Annotated in this window: 21 protein-coding genes and 1 tRNA gene; 21 read left to right on the top strand and 1 reads right to left on the bottom strand. The window is 66.2% G+C overall.

Annotation, left to right across the window (positions count from 1 at the left end; genetic code table 11):
* Positions 1-11 precede the first annotated feature (11 nt).
* The 9 genes from BN3789_RS03775 to BN3789_RS03735 all read left to right on the top strand — a co-directional run bounded on the left by BN3789_RS03775 (position 12) and on the right by BN3789_RS03735 (position 9533).
* Positions 12-2036, top strand: a complete 2025-nt coding sequence (locus BN3789_RS03775; protein WP_066830130.1) for a hypothetical protein — start codon at positions 12-14, stop codon at positions 2034-2036.
* Positions 2033-2506 (top strand): hypothetical protein, encoded by a 474-nt coding sequence (locus BN3789_RS03770; protein WP_066830119.1) that lies wholly within the window; start codon positions 2033-2035, stop codon positions 2504-2506. Before BN3789_RS03775 ends, BN3789_RS03770 begins: the two co-directional genes overlap by 4 nt.
* A gap of 2 nt (positions 2507-2508) precedes the next feature.
* On the top strand, positions 2509-2994 hold the full coding sequence (locus BN3789_RS03765; protein WP_079989066.1) for a DUF192 domain-containing protein: 486 nt from the start codon (positions 2509-2511) through the stop codon (positions 2992-2994).
* A gap of 67 nt (positions 2995-3061) precedes the next feature.
* Positions 3062-3134, top strand: a tRNA-Phe gene (locus tag BN3789_RS03760).
* A 70-nt stretch (positions 3135-3204) separates the two neighbouring features.
* Positions 3205-4269, top strand: a complete 1065-nt coding sequence (locus BN3789_RS03755; RefSeq protein ID WP_066830117.1) for a glycoside hydrolase family 5 protein — start codon at positions 3205-3207, stop codon at positions 4267-4269.
* Between the two features lie 15 nt (positions 4270-4284).
* Positions 4285-5163 carry a 16S rRNA (cytidine(1402)-2'-O)-methyltransferase gene (rsmI, locus tag BN3789_RS03750; protein WP_066830114.1) on the top strand — a complete coding sequence of 293 codons (879 nt, stop codon included), beginning with the start codon at positions 4285-4287 and terminating at the stop codon, positions 5161-5163.
* Between the two features lie 482 nt (positions 5164-5645).
* Positions 5646-7247: a methionine--tRNA ligase gene (gene metG, locus BN3789_RS03745; protein WP_066830111.1), complete on the top strand. Its 1602-nt coding sequence runs from the start codon at positions 5646-5648 to the stop codon at positions 7245-7247.
* Positions 7248-7609: 362 nt separating this feature from the next.
* The gene (gene rsmA / locus BN3789_RS03740; protein ID WP_066830108.1) at positions 7610-8488 is read left to right on the top strand and encodes a 16S rRNA (adenine(1518)-N(6)/adenine(1519)-N(6))-dimethyltransferase RsmA; all 879 of its coding nucleotides are present in this window, start codon (positions 7610-7612) and stop codon (positions 8486-8488) included.
* Complete coding sequence (locus BN3789_RS03735) at positions 8481-9533, top strand: TatD family hydrolase (protein ID WP_079989065.1); 1053 nt, start codon at positions 8481-8483, stop codon at positions 9531-9533. Before rsmA ends, BN3789_RS03735 begins: the two co-directional genes overlap by 8 nt.
* A 65-nt stretch (positions 9534-9598) precedes the next feature.
* Here BN3789_RS03735 and BN3789_RS03730 read toward each other — a convergent pair whose 3' ends face one another.
* A complete protein-coding gene (locus BN3789_RS03730; protein WP_066830105.1) occupies positions 9599-11026 on the bottom strand; it encodes a pyridoxal phosphate-dependent decarboxylase family protein in 1428 nt (475 codons plus the stop codon).
* A 120-nt stretch (positions 11027-11146) separates the two neighbouring features.
* On the opposite strand from BN3789_RS03730, the gene BN3789_RS03725 reads away from it, so the two are divergent.
* From BN3789_RS03725 to BN3789_RS03670, 12 genes are all read left to right on the top strand, one after another.
* The gene (locus BN3789_RS03725; protein ID WP_066830102.1) at positions 11147-12049 is read left to right on the top strand and encodes a LysR family transcriptional regulator; all 903 of its coding nucleotides are present in this window, start codon (positions 11147-11149) and stop codon (positions 12047-12049) included.
* 83 nt (positions 12050-12132) lie between these two features.
* Complete coding sequence (locus BN3789_RS03720; RefSeq protein ID WP_066830099.1) at positions 12133-12471, top strand: hypothetical protein; 339 nt, start codon at positions 12133-12135, stop codon at positions 12469-12471.
* Between the two features lie 22 nt (positions 12472-12493).
* Positions 12494-12799 (top strand): hypothetical protein, encoded by a 306-nt coding sequence (locus tag BN3789_RS03715; RefSeq protein WP_066830097.1) that lies wholly within the window; start codon positions 12494-12496, stop codon positions 12797-12799.
* 505 nt (positions 12800-13304) lie between these two features.
* Positions 13305-14426 carry a phosphate/phosphite/phosphonate ABC transporter substrate-binding protein gene (locus BN3789_RS03710; protein WP_066830095.1) on the top strand — a complete coding sequence of 374 codons (1122 nt, stop codon included), beginning with the start codon at positions 13305-13307 and terminating at the stop codon, positions 14424-14426.
* Between the two features lie 203 nt (positions 14427-14629).
* Complete coding sequence (gene phnC, locus BN3789_RS03705) at positions 14630-15511, top strand: phosphonate ABC transporter ATP-binding protein (RefSeq protein ID WP_066830092.1); 882 nt, start codon at positions 14630-14632, stop codon at positions 15509-15511.
* The gene (locus BN3789_RS03700) at positions 15508-16341 is read left to right on the top strand and encodes a PhnE/PtxC family ABC transporter permease (protein WP_066830090.1); all 834 of its coding nucleotides are present in this window, start codon (positions 15508-15510) and stop codon (positions 16339-16341) included. The genes phnC and BN3789_RS03700 overlap by 4 nt, the downstream gene beginning before the upstream one ends.
* A complete protein-coding gene (locus tag BN3789_RS03695; RefSeq protein ID WP_066830088.1) occupies positions 16341-17222 on the top strand; it encodes a PhnE/PtxC family ABC transporter permease in 882 nt (293 codons plus the stop codon). Before BN3789_RS03700 ends, BN3789_RS03695 begins: the two co-directional genes overlap by 1 nt.
* 63 nt (positions 17223-17285) lie before the next feature.
* A complete protein-coding gene (locus tag BN3789_RS03690) occupies positions 17286-17747 on the top strand; it encodes a phosphonate C-P lyase system protein PhnG (RefSeq protein WP_066830086.1) in 462 nt (153 codons plus the stop codon).
* Positions 17747-18457 (top strand): phosphonate C-P lyase system protein PhnH, encoded by a 711-nt coding sequence (gene phnH, locus BN3789_RS03685; RefSeq protein ID WP_161938971.1) that lies wholly within the window; start codon positions 17747-17749, stop codon positions 18455-18457. Before BN3789_RS03690 ends, phnH begins: the two co-directional genes overlap by 1 nt.
* Positions 18445-19575, top strand: a complete 1131-nt coding sequence (locus tag BN3789_RS03680) for a carbon-phosphorus lyase complex subunit PhnI (protein WP_066830080.1) — start codon at positions 18445-18447, stop codon at positions 19573-19575. Before phnH ends, BN3789_RS03680 begins: the two co-directional genes overlap by 13 nt.
* A complete protein-coding gene (locus BN3789_RS03675) occupies positions 19568-20416 on the top strand; it encodes an alpha-D-ribose 1-methylphosphonate 5-phosphate C-P-lyase PhnJ (RefSeq protein WP_066830077.1) in 849 nt (282 codons plus the stop codon). The genes BN3789_RS03680 and BN3789_RS03675 overlap by 8 nt, the downstream gene beginning before the upstream one ends.
* 4 nt (positions 20417-20420) lie before the next feature.
* Complete coding sequence (locus tag BN3789_RS03670; RefSeq protein WP_066830074.1) at positions 20421-21302, top strand: ATP-binding cassette domain-containing protein; 882 nt, start codon at positions 20421-20423, stop codon at positions 21300-21302.
* Positions 21303-21357 lie beyond the last annotated feature (55 nt).

Genomic DNA, 21357 nt, shown 5'->3' with positions numbered 1-21357 from the left:
GAGCGGCCCGCGTGCGCTGGGGCATCGACCTGTTCATAGAGGACGGCGCGTACACGACGCTTGCAGCGGCGGTCACCATATTGGTGGTGCTGACGCTGCTGTTCTCCTCGCTCACGGCGACATGGAGCATGTCGCGTGCGGGAGACGTGCAGGTCAGCGCTGACGCGACCGCGCTCGCTGGCGCCAACGTGGTGTCATCGTACTGCACGGCGGCGACGGTGATGGACGCGTGCGTGCTGAGCCTGGGGCTCGCCGGGTTCATCACCTCGGGGACGGGGCTCGTGCTCACGCTGATCCCCGGCGCGGAGGCGGCGGGTGCCGAGACGCTGCACAAGGGGATACAGATTCTGAAAACGCGCAACAAGTTCTCGCAAAGCGTGGGCAAGGCGCTCATGAAGCTCGAGAAGGTCCTGCCGGCGATCATCGCCGCCAACGGGACGAAGACGTGCATGGCGCAGACGACCGATGCGGTCGCGTATATGGGGACCGCGATTCCCGTGCCGTGGAAGTCCGATTCCGATTTCGGCGCGCTCGAGGAGGATGTCGAGACCGATGAGCTCGAGGAGGCGGGCGAGAAGCTCGAGGAATCGGCGCAGGAGATGCAGGAGGCCGCGAAGAAGACCGCGGAGGCCAAAGAGGAGGCGTGGCGCGCCGATTGCGGCAAGGCGGGCAAAAACATGCAGGAGCGCGCGGCCAGCCTTTCGGGCCTGTCCGCCATGGAGAATCCCGATTACCAGTCGAGCGTGAGCTGGCAGCCAAAAATCGCGCTCGACCGCGCGCGTGCGTACTACCGCTGGCGCCTGAGCAACGAGAAGCCCAAGAACAACTCGACCGAAGAGAAGGCGAACTCGGCGGCGCGTCGGGCGTTCTACCAGTTCGCGTGCGATGAGCTGCGCGATGCCGCGGTCGAGCTGCGCGGCGACCATGTGGTCTCGACGGTGCCGCTGCTGCCGAGAAACACCGAGGAGATTCGTCAGAGCTCCCTGTACCGGCGCGCCATGTGGCCCTCGACGATAGAGGACGGCGGCGTCACGCTGCACTACGGAACCGACTGCCCGGGCGCCAAGGGGGACGCGGGGCCGCAGCTCTCGCTGGCAGATGTCGAGCTCGGCAACGCGGTCGAGTGCCCGGAATGCGCGTTCGGCGTGGGCGACGTGGGGAAGACCCCTGCGGCATCGACGTCGATCGACAACGGCTTCGAATACCATCTGCGCGCGTTCACCAAGGCGCTCGATGCGTACGTCGAGTGCCGGAACCGGGAGCTCGAGCTTGAGCGCCAAACGAAGGACGAGGCCGAAAACGCGGGCAACGTCTTTCAGGACATCGCCGACGAGCTGAGCGTGATTAGACCCAAGATCGCCCCGCCAGGACGCTACGGCTGCATCGGGGTGGTCGGCTCGGGCGAGATCGTGTCGCCCGAGCTGCTCGAGACCGATTTCTCGGAGGCGGTCGAGCTGGGGGAGCGCGGGGCGGTGTCGGCGGCGGCGCTCGCCCGCGACGAGGCGACGCTGCAAAACAACGTGCTCGCGAGCTTCTTCTCCTCGCTGGAGCGCAATGCCGTGCTCGGCGGCGTGGCGGGCATCCTCGGCGCCGTCATGGACCTGTGGGGCGTCCTGCTCGTGGGGTACAGCGCCGCCGGCGAGGGACTCACCTCGCTGTTCGACCAGTTCGTAGCCGGTGCAGGAGGAATCGGGCTGGGTCCCATCGCCACGTTTCTGCAAGATCTCCTGGGCGCTGCGATCGAGGGGCTCGGCTTGCAGCCTGTCGACATGAGCCTCAAGAAGCCGGTGCTCACGGACACGACGAACGTGCTCGCGCGCTCCGATATTCCCGCGCTGTCCAACGTCCAGTCGCTGGTGCGCAGGATCCCGGTCGGCACGACCGATCCCGGCGACATCGCCGAGGCGTTGACGTATATGCCCGTGGCCGAGATCACCTCCTACGAGTTCAGCCTGGGCGAGATCGAGTTCCCGTGGGGCGGCTCGATCCCGTTGACGATTCGGGTCAAAGACGTGATAGAGGCGGTGGGAGGATGAGCGGGCTCAAGGGCTGGATGGGCGAGGAGCGGGCGCAGGCGACCGTGGAGATGGCGATCGTCGCGCCCGTGCTGATCGTGCTCGCGCTGGTTGCCTACAACGCGATGATGTTCGCTTCGGCCGTGGCGCGGTTCGACCGCGTGGCGCCCGACGTGGTGCTCGCGCACGCCGTCTCGCCGGTGGGCGACGGGGGCGCCGATGCCGTGACGACGACGGTGGAAGAGCAGCTCGCACAGGCGATGGCGGGATGCGGCGTCGAGGTCGAGGTCGTGCTCGAGGGGGAGGACGACCAGGGGCTGGGGTCGCTGCTGACGCTCGTGGGCGTCACGCGTACCTACCGGTGCGTGATGCGCTATGCGCCCTGGCCGTCCGCGCTGACGATCGCCGGCGTGGACATGGGGGCGCCGCTGTATCTGGAGCACGAGCGCGCGGTCGTCATCGATCCATGGCGCCCCGGGGTGGTGATGTAGCGATGCGGGGAGAGAAGGGTCGTGAAGCGCTCGAGCGCGCGCTCGATGAGCTGGGCTGGAGGCCCGCGGAGCTGGTGGTGGCGCGTGGATTCGCGCCAAGGCTGCTCGGCATGACGGTGAGGGACCCTGTGGGGAGGGGCGGCCTGCCGCTGGTCATGGCGTTTCCCTCGTGCCGGTCGGTCCATACGTGCTTCATGCGCTACCCGCTGGACATCGCCTGCGTGGACGTGCACGGGCGCGTGCTGGCGCTGTACGAGGGCGTGCGTCCGTGGCGGATGGTGTCGTGCCCCGGGGCGGTGGCGGTGCTCGAGCGCGCCTCGCTGCTCGGGGCCGACGGCGGGCGGGTGTCTTGGTGCCGCGTTCAAGACGAGGCGCCGCGAGCATGTGCGGGCGCAACCCCGCCAGGGGCGCTCGGAGACGGTGCATGGGGAAGCATGCTCGCTGACCTGCAGAGATGGCGAACGGTTCCGCCGTGCCGAAATTTCTGAATTTTCCCCTTGACCCAATTTCGGCATTTGCTAAACTGTACTAGCCGTCGCTTGCGACAGGCGATGTGGCCAGATAGCTCAGTTGGTAGAGCAGAGGACTGAAAATCCTCGTGTCAGGGGTTCGAATCCCTTTCTGGCCACCCTTTGATTGATGAGCGTCCGGCGGAAACGCCGGACGCTTTTTTATTCCGCTCGCAAGGAGGGGTCGGGATGGCAGAGAGAATCCGCGGCGTCAATCTGTCCGGCTGGTTTATCCCTGAGCCTTGGGTCACCCCGTCGCTGTACGCGGCAACGGGGGCCTCGAACGACGTCGAGCTGCAGCAGGCCATGGGTTCTGCGACGTACAGCGACCGCCTGCGCCAGCACTACGAGACGTTCATCAGCGAATTCGATTTCAACCGCATGTCCGCCATCGGCTTCAATGCCGTTCGCCTGCCGGTGCCGTGGTACGTGTTCGGTTCGCAAAGCGATGCGCTCGCGCACATCCCGGCGGTCGATTACGTGGACCGCGCCATGGAGTGGGCCGAGAAGTACGACATGACCGTCCTGCTCGACCTGGCGACTGTGCCCGGCGGGCAGGGTGACTCCAACGAGAGCGCCACCACGCCCGAGACCACGGCGGACTGGCACTCGACGTCCAACGGCCGCCATGTCGCCCTGAACGTTCTGGGTAAGCTCGCCGAGCGCTACGGCACATCTCCGGCGCTGCTCGGCATCGAGCTGCTCGACTCCCCGATCATGAGCGTGCGGCGCGGCCTTTTCAACGTGACGCAGGGCATTCCGAGCCATTACCTGCGCAATTACTACCGCGATGCCTACGAGCTCGTGCGCGCCCACATGCCCGAGGACAAGATCGTGGTGTTCTCCGATTCGGGCCATCCCGAGATGTGGAAGCGCTTCATGAGCGGTGCCAAGTACCAGAACGTGTACATGGATCTGCACCTGTACCACTACCGCGACGACACCGCGGTTGACATCACGTCGCCCAAGGGCATCTCCCAGGCCGTCGCGCGCAACCGCCGTCTCATCAAGGAAGCGCGCTCCTGCGGGTTCCCGGTGATCGTGGGCGAGTGGTCCGCTGCCGCCGTGATGTCGAGCTCGACGGTGACCCCGGAGGGCCGCGACGCGTACGAACGCGTCTTCATCTCGAGCGAGCTGGCCAGCTTCGGCGAGGCGGCGGGCTGGTTTTTCCAGACGTGGAAGACCGAGAAGCGCATCCCCGCGTGGGACGCGCGCGTCGCGCTCTCGCCGCTTGAGCGCGCGATGATCGACTAGGCGGGGGTATTCGGCATGCAGTCCGGGCGCCTCTATATCGTGGGCACTCCCATCGGCAACCTCGGAGACCTGACTCCGCGCGCGGCCGACGCGTTCCGCGCGGCCGACGCCATATGCTGCGAAGATACCAGGGTGACGGCGAAGCTTTTGGCCCACCTGGAGATCTCCCGCCCGCTCATCCGGTGCGACGAGAACGTTATCGCGGCGCGCGCCCCGGAGATCGTGGAGCGAGTGCTTGCGGGGGAGATTGTCGCCTTCGCCTCCGATGCGGGCATGCCGAGCGTGTCCGATCCCGGTCAGGTGCTGGTCGATGCCGCGCGCGAGGCGGGGGCGGATGTGGAGGTCATCCCCGGTCCCTCCGCGTGCGTGACGGCGCTCGTGGCGAGCGGCATCTCGTGCGAGCACTTCTTCTTCGAGGGGTTCTTGCCGCGCAAGAACGGCGAGCGTATACGCCGCCTGCAAGAGCTTGCGCTGGTACCGGGCGCGCTGCTGTTCTATGAGTCGCCGCACCGCGTCGCGGCGTCGCTCGATGCCATCGCGCAGGTGTTTCCCGCGCGCACGGTCGCGCTGTGCCGTGAGCTCACCAAGCTGCACGAGGAGGTTCTGCGCGATAAGGCCCCGCAGCTTGCCGATGCGGTGCGCGAGCGCGGTGAGCTGCGAGGGGAGATGGTCGTCGTCGTGGCGCCGCCCACGGCAGACGAGCTGCCCGGTCTGCGCTGCGCCGTCGCGGCGGATGCGCATGTCGACCCCGACGAGGCGCTTCGCGCTGACATCGAGCAGGCGCTTGCCGCTGGCGAGTCGACTTCGGCGCTCTCGAAGCGTCTGGCGCAGCAGTATTCCCGCAAGAAGCGCGACGTGTACAACCTGATCTTGCAGATGGACGAACAGCGGTAGGAAAACTGGGGCTGCGGGCGCCCGCGGGGTGCCTGTCGGGCGAGAAGGCGGCCGAGCAGCGTTTCTCGGCCGTTCGTGTCGCGCAGTTTTCGGTATAGATTCCCGATCGTGGTCAATTTACCCGTCGAACCGGGAAGTTCGTTCTGGACTGCAGAAAAAGACAATATAATATATATCGAACTGGCGCGCTCGGGACGTCTTTTCCCGCAGGGCTGGCAAGAGGGCACAGTACTCTTCTGGAAGCAGGCGGAATAATAACGTCTAATATTAAGCACTTAGATGACGAGCTCCGGTTCGATGGGTAAATTGACCACGATTCCGAAAAGATAGCGCACGACACCCACTTAACGGCGCGCATGTCCCGCAACATCCGCGGTCTCTCCTTTTTCTGCCCAAGCCGAAGGGGCCCGTGCTGTTTGCGTTACAATGGCGAATTGATTGTGAACCCACTGCAACGTCAATGAGGGGGAGGTCCGCGCGTCATGAGCACGAAACCGTCCTATTACATCACCACGCCTATCTACTACGTGAACGCCGCCCCGCATCTGGGCACGGCGTACTCTACCATCATGGCCGATGTCCAGGCGCGCTTCCGCCGCGCCATGGGCTACGACGTCATGTTCCTGACCGGCATGGACGAGCATGGCCAGAAGGTCGCCGAGGCCGCGGCATCGCACGGCCTGACGCCGCAGGAGTGGTGCGACTCCCAGGCTCCGCTGTTCCACGCGCTGTGGGAGGAGCTCGAGATCTCCAACGACGACTTCATCCGCACCACCGAGAAGCGCCAGGAGCATGCGGTCCAGTACCTGTGGGAGCGCATGAAGGAGGCCGGCTACATCTACAAGGGCAACTACGACGGCTGGTACTGCGTGCCCGACGAGACCTACTTCACCGAGACCCAGGTCGAGAAGGCCGACGAGGAGCGCGGCACCAAAGGCCAGCACCTGTGCCCGGATTGCGGCCGTCCGCTCGAGCGCATTCAGGAGGAGAGCTGGTTCTTCAAGCTCTCCGAGTTCCAGGACCGCCTGCTCAAGCTCTATGACGAGCGCCCCGATTTCGTGCAGCCCGATTTCCGCATGAACGAGGTCCGCACGTTCGTCGAGGGCGGCCTGCAGGATCTGTCCGTCTCCCGCAACAACATCGATTGGGGCATCCCGCTGCCCTTTGGCGACGGCCATGTGACCTACGTGTGGTTCGACGCGCTTCTGAACTACATGACGGCGGTCGGCTACGGCGTGGATACCGACGAGGCCCGCGCCGAGCTCGCGTACCGTTGGCCCGCGCAGACGCATATCGTGGGCAAGGACATCATCCGCTTCCACTGCGTGATCTGGCCGGCCATGCTCATGGCTATCGGCGAGGCCCTGCCCGAGCACGTGTTCGCCCACGGCTTCTTGACCGTCCGCAACGAGCAGACCGGCAAGGCCGAGAAGATGTCCAAGTCCCGCGGCAACGCCATCGCTCCGCGCGAGGTCATCGACCTCATGGGCGTCGAGGGCTACCGGTACTACTTCATGACCGACGTGGTGCCCGGCTCCGACGGCGCGATCTCGTTCGGTCGCATGAAGCAGGTCTACAACGCGGACCTTGCCAACAGCTGGGGCAACCTCGTGTCGCGGTCGCTGAACATGAGCGCTAAGTACTTCGACGGCTGCGCTCCGGCCAAGCCCGCCGCGGCCGACGCGTTCGCCAACCCGCTCGCGCAGGTCGCCGACGGCCTGGTCGAGCGCTATGCGGCCAAGATGGAGGCGTTCGCCTACGGCGAGGCGGTCAACGAGGCCATGGAGCTCATCCACGCGGCCAACCATTACATCGAGGATTCCGAGCCCTGGGCGCTCGCCAAGGATCCGGCGCGCGCCGATGAGCTGGCGTTCGTGATCTATAACCTGCTCGAGGCGATCCGCATCTCCGCCCATCTACTCGCGCCGTTCATGCCCACCACGAGCGCCGAGGCCCTGCGTCGCATCTCGTGCGCCGATGAGGCCGCGACCGACGATCTGGTCGCAGCGTGCGCATGGGGCGGCCTTGCCGGCGGCCAGCCGGTCGAGAAGGGCGACGCGCTGTTCCCGCGCCTGGTCGACTAGAACGACATCGCTCAATTCGCTTCGCACCCGCCCGCACCCCGTATGGCCTAGAGCCCGGGGTGCGGGCGGGTGCTTTTTGCATGCCGCGGGGGTTCGCGCCCGTCGCGGGTGCCGTCGGTTCGTTCATTCATGAATGAGCGGGTGGGTCAAATAAACGAATCCTGGGCAAACGCCGAAAAGGGCTCCGCTGATTCATGAATAAGCGGAGCCTGGGGCCAAGGAGCCGCCGGCCAGTTCGTTTTGCATCCCCGGGTCAAGCGGCAACGGCCCGCGCGTGCAGCGGGCTCATCGGGCTTTTGTGGGCCTGCGGTTCGTGGGGGATAATAGGCGGGATACACCGGCATGATGACGACGGAGACGACATGACGACCTCGCCTTTGGCAAACCCCGGCGCCACCCGGGCGCTTCTTGAGACCTATGGCCTGGCGACCAAGCACAGGCTCGGCCAGAACTTCCTGATCGATAACCACGTGATCGAGAAGATCATGGACCTGGCGGCCCTTGAAGGATCCGAGCGCGTGGTGGAGGTCGGGCCGGGCATCGGCACGCTTACCTTGGCCCTGCTGCAGGACGCGGCGCGGGTCGTCTCGATCGAGGCCGACGGGGAGCTCGAACCCGTGCTGAGGACCCATGCCCTCGAGCACGACAACTTCGCCTACATCATGGGAGACGCGCTGCGCGTCGCACCCGAGCGGATCGCGGAGGCGTGCGGCGGGGCGCCCGAGATACTCGTGGCCAACCTGCCCTACAACGTCGCCGCGACCATCATCCTGCAGTTCTTCCAGACCATGCCGGACTTGCGCAGCGCCGTCGTCATGGTTCAGAAGGAAGTCGCCGATCGAATCGCCGCGCACCCGGGGACCAAGACATATGGCGGCTACACGGCAAAGCTCGGCCTGTATGCGGGCGTGACGGGCCGGTTCGAGGTTCCGCCGCGCTGCTTCATGCCGGCGCCCCATGTGGATTCGGCCGTCGTGCGCCTCGATCGCCATGAGGTGCCGCTCGCGTCGGAAGCCTCCGATGTCGATCGCATCTGCGAGGTCATCGATGCCGCGTTTGCCCAGCGGCGCAAGACGATCCGCAACTCCATGTCGGCATCGGGTTTCGATAAGGCGGCGCTCGATGCCGCGTTCAATGCGTGCGGCATCGCGCCGACGGCGCGCGCCGAAACGCTCGGGGTCGAGGACTTCGTGCGCCTCGCGGCGTGCCTGAGCGGGAAGTGGCGGGAAGACAATGAGTAAGCGGCACGGACAGTCGGGCCAGGTCGGGCTCGTCGAGCAGGATGCGCAAGGTGGAAGCCTCAACCCGACGCTTCGCCTGAGCCTGGCGTATATGAAGAAAAGCAAGGTGTTCGAGCTGCCTTGGGCGGGGGCGCCTGTGGCCGACACCCACGCGCACCTCATGAGCTTTTGGCGCGTCGATCCCGTGTCGGCGCTTGCGCGCGCGGCGGCGGCGGGCGTGGGCCAGCTGACGACCATCTGGGATCCTTTGTCGGATGGCAGGCATGCATCGAGTGCCGCCGAGTTCCATGTGCTGCTCGAGGGCTGGATCGCCGAGGCCCGTGCGCTGTTCGCGCAGGGCGTGGCGGCGGGTGCGGTGGACGAGGCTCGTGCGATGCCCGAGCTGTTCGATCACATCTCGTATCTCGCCGGCGTCCACCCGTACGGCGCGCCGCGCTACACCGATGCGGTCCACGCCCAGGTTGCCGAGGCGCTTGACGATCCGTGGTGTCGCGGCATCGGCGAGATCGGGCTCGATTACCATTTCGACGCCGACGACGACATCGAGGCGGCGCCGCACGATATCCAGATCCATGCCATGGTCCGCCAGCTTGCGCTTGCCCACGAGCATCGGCTGCCCGTCGAGCTCCATCTCCGCCATGAGGATGCCGATGAGGAGCGCAGCTCGCATGCGGATGCGTATCGCGTGCTGAGCGAGGAGGGCGTCCCGGAGGCGGGATGCGTGCTGCACTGCTTTGGCGAGGATCGGGCCACGATGGAGCGCTTTGCCGGCCTGGGCTGCTACATCGCGTTCGGCGGTGCGGCGACGTTCAAGCGCAACGAAGACGTCCGCGAGGCGTTTTGCGCCTGCCCGCTTGACCTCCTGCTGTTCGAGACGGACTGCCCGTACATGGCGCCGGAGCCCATCCGCGGCCTTGAGTGCGAACCGGCTATGATCTGTCAGACCGCCTTGACGCTGGCGGCGGCGCGCGCCGAGCGCACCGGGGAGCGCGCAGAGGATATCCTGCACGCCGCGTGGGAGAACTCGAAGCGTCTGTTCGGATAGCGGGCGGAGCGTTTTGGACGGGGCGATCCCGCTCACCCCGTCCTTGGGCCCCAGGCCGCCTCGTCTTACGACCGCTCTGCGAGAATGTCTCGGCAGTGGGCGCGCAGATGCCGGATCGTGCCGCGCATGTCCTCCTCTTTGGCCTCGGGATGGATGGCGCAGATGCGCAGGCAGGTCTTGCCGGCGAGTTCCGTCGTGAAGACGCCCGCGTATCCGCTCGCCACGACGCGCCGCGAGATCTCGCGATTGAGCTCGTCGAGCTCGGCGTCGGGATAGCCGGCGGGGGCGAAGCGGAAATTGACCATGGCCATCTGGGCGGGTGAGACGATCTCGATGTCGGGGTCCTTGCGGCACTCGTCCTCGGCCCACCGGGCGAGCGTGAAACCGTGCTCCACGGCGGAGGCCAGGCCGTCGGATCCCATCGCCTGAAGCGTGAACCACAGCTTGAGCCCGCGTGCGGGGCGCGTGAGCTCGGGCCCAAGGTCCCATGGGTTGACGAGATCGGCGTCGCTTTCCAGGTCCTGCAGGTACTCGGGGTGCGTGCTGTAGGTCTTGAGCAGATGCGTGCGGTCGCGTGCGAGCACCATGCCGCACGAATACGTCTGGAACAGCCACTTGTGCGCGTCCCATGACAGCGAGTCGGCGAGCTCGACGCCGTCGAGCATGTCACGATAGCGCGTCTGGAGCACGCTTGCGCCGAAGGCGCCGTCGACGTGCATCCAAAGATGCTGCTCGCGGCAGATGCGCGCGATGTCGCGCAGCGGGTCGACCGATCCCGTGTTGGTGCTGCCCGCCGTGCCCACGACGGCAAACGGGATGAGGCCCGTGCGCCGATCCTCGGCGATGGCCCGCTCGAGCGCCGCGGTATCCATGCGCCAGGCGCTATCGCAGGGGATGGCGTGCACGTGGTCGCGCGGGATCCCGATGATGTGCAGCCCCTTGGCGACCGAGCTGTGCGTCTGTTCCGACACATAGGCCACGCCGCGGCCCCACTCCTCATCTGCCAGCATGGCGTCGCGCGCTGCCGCGAGCGCGGTGAGATTGGCCATCGAGCCACCCGAGACGAACAGGCCGCCTGCGGTCTCGGCGGGAAAACCCGCCTTGCCCGCGAACCAGGCGAGCAGCGTGTCCTCGGCCACGCATCCTGCCGGATAGTTGGCAAAGCTGCCCGCGTGGCGGTTGTATCCTGCGGCGATGATGTCTCCAAGCCACGAGATGGCAGTGGTGGGGCCGGGGACGAAGCCGAGGAAGCGCGAATGGTCGGCGTTGTAGCCGTAGCCGATGACGTCGTGCTCCATCTCGCGCACCACGTCGTCGAGCTCGCGTCCTTTGTGCGGGATGCCGCGGCGACGGATGGCGTCGAGCGTGTCCTGCGGCGCTTCGCAGACCACGGGCCCCTCCGATAGGTGGCGGTTGCGTGCGAACAGCTCGCAGACGAAGCGCACGGCGGCGAGCTCGACATCCGGCTCGGTGGCAGTTCCTTTTGCGTACATGCGGCGTCCTTCCCTCGATGTGTGACGGTGACCATCGTTGCAGCCGATAAGCTATTTGTACAATTCATAGTTCTGATATATCGTTCAAATAATTTGATGGCAGATGGGAGAGGGCGGACGATGGAGCTCCGACAGATCGAGACGTTTCTTAAGGTCGCCGAACTCGGGAGCTTCTCGCGCGCTGCCGAACGGCTCGGATACACGCAATCGGCGGTCACCATGCAGATCAAGCAGCTCGAACGGGAAGTGGGCGCCCGGCTGTTCGACCGCGTGCCGCGCGGGGCGCGCCTGACCGACCGGGGGAGAGCGTTTGCCTTCCACGCGCGCGAGGCGATCGCGGCGCTCGAGCGCGCCGCCGCGTCGGTGCGCATCCCGGATGCGGACGCCGACCAGCTGGTCGGCACGCTGCGTATCGGCAGCGTCGAATCCGTCGCGACGGCCCTGTTGCCGACGCTGCTCGCCCGATTCTATGAGCGGCATCCGCGTGTGGAGCTCATCGTGTCGACGGCTCGTCTGGAGCGGCTCGCGGAAGGGGTGCTCGACAACACGCTCGACGTGCTGCTCACCATGGACCGCAAGCTCAGCATCGCGCGGCTCGAGCGCACCGTATTGCGCGAGGAGCCCATCGTGTTCGCGGCGTCCTTGCAGATGGCGCAGCAGATCGGGCCCGTGCGCATCGATGAGCTGGCCGGGCTGCCGCTCGTGCTGACCGAGCGCGGCGAGAGCTATCGGCACGAGCTCGAGTGCCTGCTTGCGGAGCGCGACGAGCAGCTGCATCCCGTGGTGGAAACCGGCAATACCGAGACGCTGGTCCATCTGGCGGAGCAGGGTGTGGGCATCGCGTTCCTGCCGCGCTTCTCGGTGGCGCGCTCCCTGCGCAGGAAGAGCCTGGTCGAGCTCGCATGCGATATAGAGCCCATTCCCATGTGGATTCAGGCGTTCGCGCACGAGGCGAAGCCCGTCTCCCGCGCCATGGCTGCCTTCATGGAGATGCTACGCGTGCACTTTGAGTACACCGCATGAGCGCGCATGCATACTAAGTTTAAGGGTTAACAGGCGGTCGGTGCCGTATGGAGCGGTGGCCGGCGAGACGAGGGGATGCGGGCATGGCCGAGACCGAGAAGAAGGCTGTCGAGCAGGATGGCGCCGCGGCTGGCGGCCAGACGGCATCGGGTGCCGACGCGACGTATCGGCGCTCTGTCGACCGCGATATCATGCGCAGCCTGCCAGGAACGTATGCGATGTACGGCATGATCGCCGGCGCGATCATCGCCTATGCGCTCTCGCTGGTCGGCACGGCGATCGACAGCGATCTGCTGTTCCGCGGCGGCAACATGGTGTGCTTCAGCCTGCTGATCATCGGCGGTCTTACGTATTTCCATTCCTATACAACGGCAAAGCGGCTGACGCGCGAGCGTCGCGCCGAGCAGGACGCACGTCGCTAGACGGCAAGGGGGACCACGGCTCATGAGCAAGAAGAGCAATGTCGACAAGATTCGCGAGGCGAAGGAGCGCGAGCGCGCAAACGCCCGCGAGCGCTCGGTGGATAACGACATCCTGTTCTCGCTGCCGGTGACCAAGGTGATGCTTGCGGCGCTTGCCGTCGCCATCGTGCTGTACGTGCTGTCGTATGTGGGCGAGGTGTTCGGCGTGGGCGCGCTTCAGCACTATGGGCACGTGGCGAGCTACGTGCTGTTCGCGCTGACCTTCTTTTTGCTGGTGGTGGCCCGTGTTCAGGCAAAGAAGCTGACGAGGGAGCGCCGCGGGCAGTAAGTCGTTCGGGGCCGATGACACAGAGCGGACCGTTTGGCACGCTAAAGTCTTTTACTGACCCCCTTTAGCGTGCCAAACGGCCCGCTCTGTGTCATCAGACCCCTCTTCGCCCCTTTCGCAAGACACGGCGGCCGATCGGTGTTTCCGCAAATCGTACCGGCCCCGAATATGTTCTGGACGATGCCCTGACATTCCAAACACTGCGCCAACAAACGGGCGCCTTTTGGCTGCGCGGCCGTCCCCGGCCCTTACATAGATGAAAAAACGCGTCGTTCCGCTTACGAAAACCGACATCGATTTGCCTGAATCCCTACTGAGCAAGGGGCGTGTTATCGCTCCCGCAGAAGTCGCGTAAACATCAATCAGCGCTTTGCAACGAATCGCGTGCGGCGATCTTTGGGCTGCGAACGGTGCGTACCATCTTCTCCGTCGACTCACGAGGCCTTGCGCCCCGCGAGAACATGCATTCAGCCAGCCGGGCATCCGGCATCCGAGAGGAGAAGAAGTGCGCAATCTCACCGAAACTCAGCTGTCTCGTCGTTCCTTCCTTGGCCTGTTCGGCGCCAGCGCCGTCGTGGCCGGTCTCGGCCTTGCCGGTTGCGGCGGTAATGATGCTGGCAAGGGCGGCGCCGCCACCGGCACCGATTCCGGTTCCGCCAGCACTGCGTCCGATGGCGAGACGCTCGACAAGATCACGATGGTGTGGCTGCCCAACGAGTCCGCCGCTGAGTTCGATGCCGGCCGCGAGGAGTTTGGCCGCGTCCTGTCCGAGTACGCCGGTGTCGAGGTCGAGCTCATGACCACCACCGACTACAACGTCGCCATCGAGGCCATCTCCTCGGGCAAGGCCCAGATGGCCAACCTCGGCGCCGAGGGCTACATCCAGGCTCAGGAGAAGAACGAGAACGTCCACGCCCTGTTCACCACCTCCGACACCGAGGGCACGCTCGATGGTGCCAAGTACTACAGCCGCATCGCCGTGCCGGCCGACCAGATGAGCGAGTACGAGGACGCCGAGAGCGAGACCGGCTACTCCATCAAGAACATCAAGGGCAAGCGCATGAGCTTCGTCTCCCAGACCTCGACCTCCGGCTTCAAGGTTCCCTGCAACGCCATCATGACCGAGTTCCCCGATGACGTGACCTCCACCGACGAGCTGGCCCAGCCCGGCTTCTTCTCCCAGGTCCTGTTCGGCAACTCCCACCCCGGTTCCTGCGTGAATCTGCTGCAGGGCGACGCCGACGTGGCCGCCTTCGACGATATCGACATCGACATGTACCTCGCCGTGCCCGAGGGCGAGCGCGACGCCGTGAACCAGCCCGGCTCCGTCTACGGCGTGGCCGAGGGTGCCGCCCAGCCCTTCGACCGCGTCCAGGGCAAGGAGTTCGGCATCATCCAGTCCACGCCCGTCCTGAACGGCCCCATCGTTTACAACGCCGACGTGCTTCCCGAGGACATCAAGGACAAGATCCTCGAGGGCATGACCTCCACCGAGGTCGCCGACAACGAGCAGCTGTTCGCGCCCGAGGACGCCGAGGGCACCGGAGCTATCTGGAGCAAGGGTGACACCGCCGGCTTCATCGCGGTCGATGACGAGTGGTACGACCCCATCCGCGCGCTTGCGTAAATCGGTTGGTTGGGGACGGGTTCGTTTCAACCCATCTCCCGGAGGTTCGCGCAGAGGCACACGCCGAAGGGGTGTCCCCGGCATGCAAAAGTGCACGCGAAAGGTACGTCCCCAATTTGCATTTTGCGCCGGGCGCCCCGTGGCGGGCGCCCGCGTTTTCGCATGCAGGTCTGCAGGTATCTGAGCAAAAGAGATGGAGAAGCATGAGCACATCGAATCATCTGCTGGTCATCGACGATCTGGGCAAAAGCTACGAAGCCCGTCGTCGCGGCACTGCGGAGGGGACCGCAAGCGCGCTTTCGGGCGTGAGCTTCACGGCGGACCCCGGAGAGTTCATCACCGTGATCGGTCCTTCCGGCGCCGGCAAGTCGACGCTGCTGCGCAGCATCAACCGCCTGATCGAGCCGACCGAGGGCACCATCACCTTCGATGGGCGCGACATCACCCACCTCGGCCGCGGCAAGCTGCGCGAGGTCCATCGCGAGATCGCGATGATCTTCCAGAACTACAACCTGGTGTATCGCCTGACCGCCATCCAGAACGTGCTGCACGGTCGCCTTGGGTACAAAAACGCGCTTGCGGGCAGCCTGGGCCTCTACACCGAGGAGGAGAAGCTGCGCGCCTTCGAGCTGCTCGACGAGGTCGGATTGGGCGAGTTCGCCTACCGCCGCGCCGATCAGCTGTCCGGTGGCCAGAAGCAGCGCGTGGGCATCGCGCGCTCGCTGATGCAGGAGCCCAAGATCATGCTGTGCGACGAGCCGATCGCGAGCCTTGACCCCAAGAGCTCGCGCATGGTGATGGAGACGCTGCAGCGCCTGACCCGTCAGCGTGGGATCACGTGCATCGTCAACCTGCACCAGGTCGATTTCGCGCTCGAGTACTCCGATCGCATCATCGGCCTGCGCGCCGGCCAGAAGGTGTTCGAGGGCACGCCCGACGAGGCGACGCCGCAGGTCATCCGCAGCATCTACGAGGGTCAGATGGACGAGGTCGTCGACGTCTCCATCAACGCGCCTGCGGCCATCCCGACCCTTGTCGGCGAGGGCATGGCCGTGTCCGCCGAGGCCGCGGGAGGCGCGCGATGAGCGCCGCGCAGGCGGCTGCGCGCACAAGCGACGCCGCGGCCCCCGACCTGTCTTGGTTCCGCCGTCGCCAGGCGCGCACCCTCGCCGTGCTGGTCGCGATCGTCGTGCTGTTCCAGCTGTGCTCGCTGATCTGCAACTTCAGCCTCGGCTACGCGGTCAGCTCCATCCCGGCGGCGTTCGTGTGGATGTTCCAGAACTTCGTGCCGACGGTCGAGTCGCTCGCCAACCTGCCGATGGTGGTGGAGCAGACCGTCTCGACGGCGCTTGATTCCGTGGCCGCCACGGTCATCGCCGCGGTCTGCGGCATCGCGTTCTCGGTTCTGGGCTCCTCCTCGATCGGCGTCGAGTGCGCGCCCGTGCGCGGCGTGATCCGCGCGATCGCGAGCATCTTCCGCAACATCCCGATGATCGCCTGGGCGCTGCTGCTGCTCCTGTCGTTCAAGCAGAACGAGTTCACGGGCTTCCTCGCGCTGTTCTTGACGACGTTCGGCCAGCTCATGCGCTTCTTCTTGGATACGTTCGACGAGATCCCCACAGGACCCGTCGAGGCACTGCGCAGCTGCGGCGCCTCCTATTGGCAGGTGGTGTTCCAGGCGGGCCTGCCGCTCGCAGTGGCCGACCTCATGAGCTGGATGCTCTACATGGTCGAGACCAACATCCGCTCGGCGACGCTCATCGGCCTGCTCACGGGCACGGGCATCGGTTTCGTGTTCAACCTGTACTACACGTCGTTTCGCTATGACACGGCCGGCCTGGTCATCGTGGTGACCATCGTGTTCGTGCTGGTCATCGAGGCGATTTCGAATGCGGCGAGGAGGTCGATGATCTAATGGCGAGCGCAACTCTGACCAAGGGCGCGGCCGATGTGCTCGAACGCGACGCGCGCGGACACATCCGCCTCACCTCGGTGCGTGAGCGCAACCTCTCGGTGCAGCTCACCCTCATCGTGCTCGTGACGCTCACCGTGGTGACGTTTGCGCGCATGGGGTACGGCACGGTCGACCTGCTCGCGGCGGCACGCCAGGCGTTCGCCGATTTCGGGGCGATGATGCTGCAGCCCGCCCTCGACCCGCCGTTCGGCGCGGGCCACTTCACCTGGGGCACCGTGATCGAGAGCGCGGTCATCACCGTTGCGATCACCGCGATCTGCACCGTGCTGTCGGCCATCGTGTCGTTCTTCTTGGCGCTTGCCGCGGCGGCGAACCTCTCGAGCCCGGTCGCGTCCAACATCGTGAAGGGCTTCGTCGCCATCATCCGTTCCATCCCGACCATCCTGTGGGTGCTCGTGTTCACGGTCGCCATCGGACTCGGCTCGGAAGCCGCGGTGCTCGGCATCTCGTTCCACTCCATCGCCTATCTGGTGAAAAGCTACTCGGAGAGCTTCGAGGAGATCGATGAGGGCGTGATCGAGGCGCTGCGCGCGAGCGGCGCGAGCTTTTGGCAGGTCGTGTTCCAGGCCGTGACGCCCGCGACGATCACCAAGTTGCTGTCGTGGACCTTCATCCGCCTGGAGATCAATTTCACCAATGCCGTGGCCGTGGGCGCCTTCGCCGGCGCGGGCGGCATCGGATTCCAGCTGTATCAGGCGGGCAGCCGCTACTACAACCTCCATGAAGTCGGCGTGATCGTGTACGTCTGCCTGATCGTGGCCTTTGTGCTCGAGTTCGTGAGCGTGCGCCTGCGCAAGCGCTACATCCTGGCCGACTCGTAAGCCCACGGTCGATCGGGGCAGGTCCCCATCGTGACTACTAAGAAGTAAGGAGAACAACCGCACATGTTATCGAGACGGGCGAGGACCGAGATCCTCGTGGAGAGCGGGCCCGCGCTGGCGCATGACGCGGCGCGTGCCATCGAGCGCGAGCTCGAGGTGCGCGTGGTCGTGCCGCCGCGCCAGGGGCTGGTGATGAACCAGGTGCGCGAGACGGCGCGCAACAGCCGGTTTTACCTGGGCGAGGCGCTCATGAGCGAGTGCCGCGTGCGCATCGGCGATGTGGAGGGGCTCGGCGTGGTGCTGGGCGCCGACGGCGCGTTCGCGCGCAGCCTGGCGACCATCGACGCCGCCTATGCGGTCGAGCCGACGCCGCGTGTCGTGGCCGAGATCGATCGCAGGATCGACGACGCCGGGCGCGAGCTAGAGCGGCGTCGCGCGCAGGAGGCGGCAGTCGTCATGGGCTCGCGCGTGAGCTTCGATGAGATGGGCGGTCAGGATATGAGCGTGCAGGCGGTGGCGAAATGATGCGCGAGGTGTTTGAGCGCGAGTCCGCTGCCGACGATCGCGCGTTCTATCTGCAGCGCGCGTTCCGTGCGCTGCTCGACGCCATGGCGCGTCCCGGAGAGGTGACGGAGCTCGCTGCCCGTGCGCAGGGCGACGTGGCGGATGCGGACGCCTCCGGGCTTCCCGAGTCCGCGCTGGTGCTGGCCGATGTGGTGCTGGATGCGGCGACATCGGTCGCGGTGGCGGGACCCGCGGAGGATGTCGCCGCGACGGTGCTCGCCCGCAGGACCCATGTGGCCATGCGCGATGCCCAGACGGCGGCCTTCGGCTTCGTGCCCGCATCGGTTCGCGGGCAACAGGCGCGGGCGTTCGTCACGGCGCTGTCTGCGGGAACGCTGCTCGACCCGCAGCTCGGCGCCACCTGCATCGTCGTGTGCGACACGCTGCTCGGCTCCGACCGCGACGGCTGCCTCACGGGCGCGCGTGCCGGCGGGGCGGACGTGTCGTCTTGGGAGCTTTCCGGCCCCGGCATCCGCGAGGCGGCGCGCATCGAACTCGACCGCACGGAGATCGTGGAGGCCCGCCTCGAGCGCGGCGACGAGTTCCCGTGCGGCATCGACCTGGTCTTCGTCGATGCGGCCGGCCACGTGCTGTGCCTGCCGCGCACGACGCGCGTCCGTCGCCTGGATGAGGCGGCGCGAGAAGAAGGGGGTGCCGCATGGGGTATGTAGCGGTGACCGGAGGCGAGCAGGCCATCGCGACCTCGCTCGACCTCATCGAACGCAAGCGCGTGGCCGGCGGGCTCGCGCTCGACGTGGACACCATCTTGTCCTGCCTGCCCGAATTGGTTCAGCAGGTGGAATCCGAGGGCTCGCTGTGGGCGCCCGAGGTCGCGGCGACCGCCGTCAAGCAGGCGTGCGGATCGGTGGAAGAAGCGGTGTTCCTCATGCGCGCCTACCGCTCCACGCTTGAGCGGCTCTACACCTCGCGCGTGATCGACACCGACGAGATGCGCGTCGACCGCCGCATCTCCGCTGCGTTCAAGGACATCGAGGGCGGCCAGATCCTCGGCGCCACGCGCGATTACTCGCATCGTCTCATCGAGTTCGAGCTGGCCGACGAGACGCAGGCCTCGGTGCGCGACCGGGCGCGCGAGCTGGCGGAGCGCCTGGCCGACACCGCCGTGCCTGCTACCCCCGACGCGCTTGCCCGCGTGCCCCGCGTGCTGACCTACCTGCGCTCCATCGACATGGTGCGCGACTGGCCGGTCGACGACACCGAGCCGGTCGACATCACCAAGACCCCGCTGTCGTTTCCCGCGCCGCGCAGCGTGATCCTGCAGGCTCTGTCGCGCGGCCTCACGCAGGCGGTCATCGCGATCGGCTACGCGGCGATTCGCGGTTTCGGCCTGTCGCACCCCACGGTGGGCGAGCTGCGCCGCGGTTCGGTCGCCGTCGAGATCGACGCACCCGGCGCCGTGGCCGACGCGCCGGCGGAGGACGCCTATTACCTGGGCTCCATCCCGGTGACCGAGGTCGAGAGCCTGATCGTGGCCGACGAGGTGGACGAGCAGGGCGAGCACCGCTCGGCGCTCGACGTGGGCTACGGTCTGGTGGTGGGCACCGATGAGAGCAAGGCCATCGCCATGAGCGTGCTCGACCACAGCCTGCGGGCGGACGACGTGCGATTCCCCACGCAGGACCAGGAGTTCGTCCTCTACCACATCGACGGCGTCGAGGCGACCGGCTTCATCTCCCATCTCAAGCTGCCCCATTACGTGACGTTCCAGAGCAAGCTCGACTCGGCGCTGCGCTCTGTTGCCGAGAAGGGAGGCGAGGCCGATGCGTAAGAACTACAACTTCGCCTTCTTGGACGAGGGCTCCAAGCGCGAGATCCGTCGCGCCATCCTCAAGGGCGTGGCGATTCCCGGCTACCAGGTGCCGTTCGCGAGCCGCGAGATGCCCATCGGGCGCGGCTGGGGCACGGGCGGCCTGCAGCTGACGCTCTCGTGCATCGGGCCGGATGACGTCCTCAAGGTCATCGACCAGGGCTCCGACGCGAGCGTGAACGCCGTGTCGATTCGCGGCCTCGTCCACGAGACAACCGGCGTGGACACCACGACGGCCACGCAGGACGCCACGCTCATCCAGAGCCGCCACCGTATCCCCGAGCGCCCGCTCACCCGCGACCAGCTGCTTGTGCTGCAGGTTCCCACGCCCGAGCCGCTGCGCACCTACGAGGCGCGCGAGACGGTGACCAAGCGCCTGCACGCCGAGGCGGAGTACACCGGTGCCTATCTGGAGCTGTTCGAGCAGATCGTGCGCTACGGCACCACGACCACGGGCGCCGACCATCCCGTGATGGTCGAGGGGCGCTACGTCATGGCGCCGAGCCCCATTCCCCGTTACGACAACGCCAAGCTCAACATGGCCGAGAACCTCACGCTGCTGGGTGCCGGACGCGAGAAGAAAATCTACGCGGTGCCGCCCTACACCCATGTCGAGTCGCTCGCCTTTGATGACTATCCCTTCGTGACCGAGGAGTTCGAGGGCGCGAGCTGCCATGTGTGCGGGGCGACGGGCGTGTACCTCACCCAGACCGTCGACCCTGTAACCGGTGAGCAGGTGTGGCAGTGCTCCGACACCGATTTCTGCGCGCAGCATGCCGCCGAACAAGAAAGCGAGGCGTGAGACCATGGTGACGCCACAGACAACTCCCGTGCCCGTCGAGCACGTCTTTTGCGATGATGCGCCCGTGCTCAAGGTGTGCGGGCTCTCCAAGCGCTTCGGCGCCGGCTGCCCGTATTGCGCCGATCCACGTGCCGAGCTCGAGCGCAACATCTGCCCCGTGTGCGGTACGGTGCACGCGGTTCGCAACGTGTCGCTCGAGGTGCATCCCGGCGAGATCCTGGGCATCGTGGGCGAGTCGGGCTCCGGCAAGTCGACGCTCATGCAGTGCCTCTACTTCGACCAGGACCCGACTGAGGGCGATATGCGCGTGGCCGCGTTCGACGGGGGCGCCGCGAACTGCTTCGACGTGTCGCGCCAGCAGCAGCGCTACATCCGCGACCGGATCTTCGGCATGGTCTACCAGAATCCCTACCTGGGTCTGCGCATGAATTTCTCGAGCCTCTCCAACATCGCCGAGAAGCAGATCGCGGCAGGCGTGCGCGACGTGCACCACATGGTGAGGCGCGGCGAGGAGCTGCTCGAGCGCGTGAAGATCCCCCTGCGGCGCAAGCAGGATCCGCCCCGTGCGTTTTCCGGCGGTATGCAGCAGCGCGTTCAGATCGCCAAGGCGCTCTCCAACGAGCCGCCGATGCTGTTCTTGGACGAGGTGACCACGGGTCTGGACCTGTCGGTTCAGGCGCGCGTGCTCGACCTGATCTTGCAGCTGCGCCGCGACCTGGGCGTGTCGATGGTCGTGGTCAGCCATGACCTGGGCGTGATCCGCCTGCTCGCGGATCGCACGATCGTCATGCTCGACGGCCAGGTCATCGAGCACGGCCTCACCGATCAGATCATGCAGGACCCGCAGCACGCGTACACGCAGGAGCTCGTCTATTCCCTGCTGTAATCCAGCTTTCTGTCCATGGGGGACGGGTTCTGGGGCAGACGGCGCGCCTGACGCG

Source organism: Collinsella ihumii (assembly GCF_900046475.1).
Classification (GTDB): Bacteria; Actinomycetota; Coriobacteriia; order Coriobacteriales; family Coriobacteriaceae; genus Collinsella; species Collinsella ihumii.
Note: the sequence above shows the minus strand (reverse complement) of the source record. Positions and strands in the feature narration are given on the sequence as shown.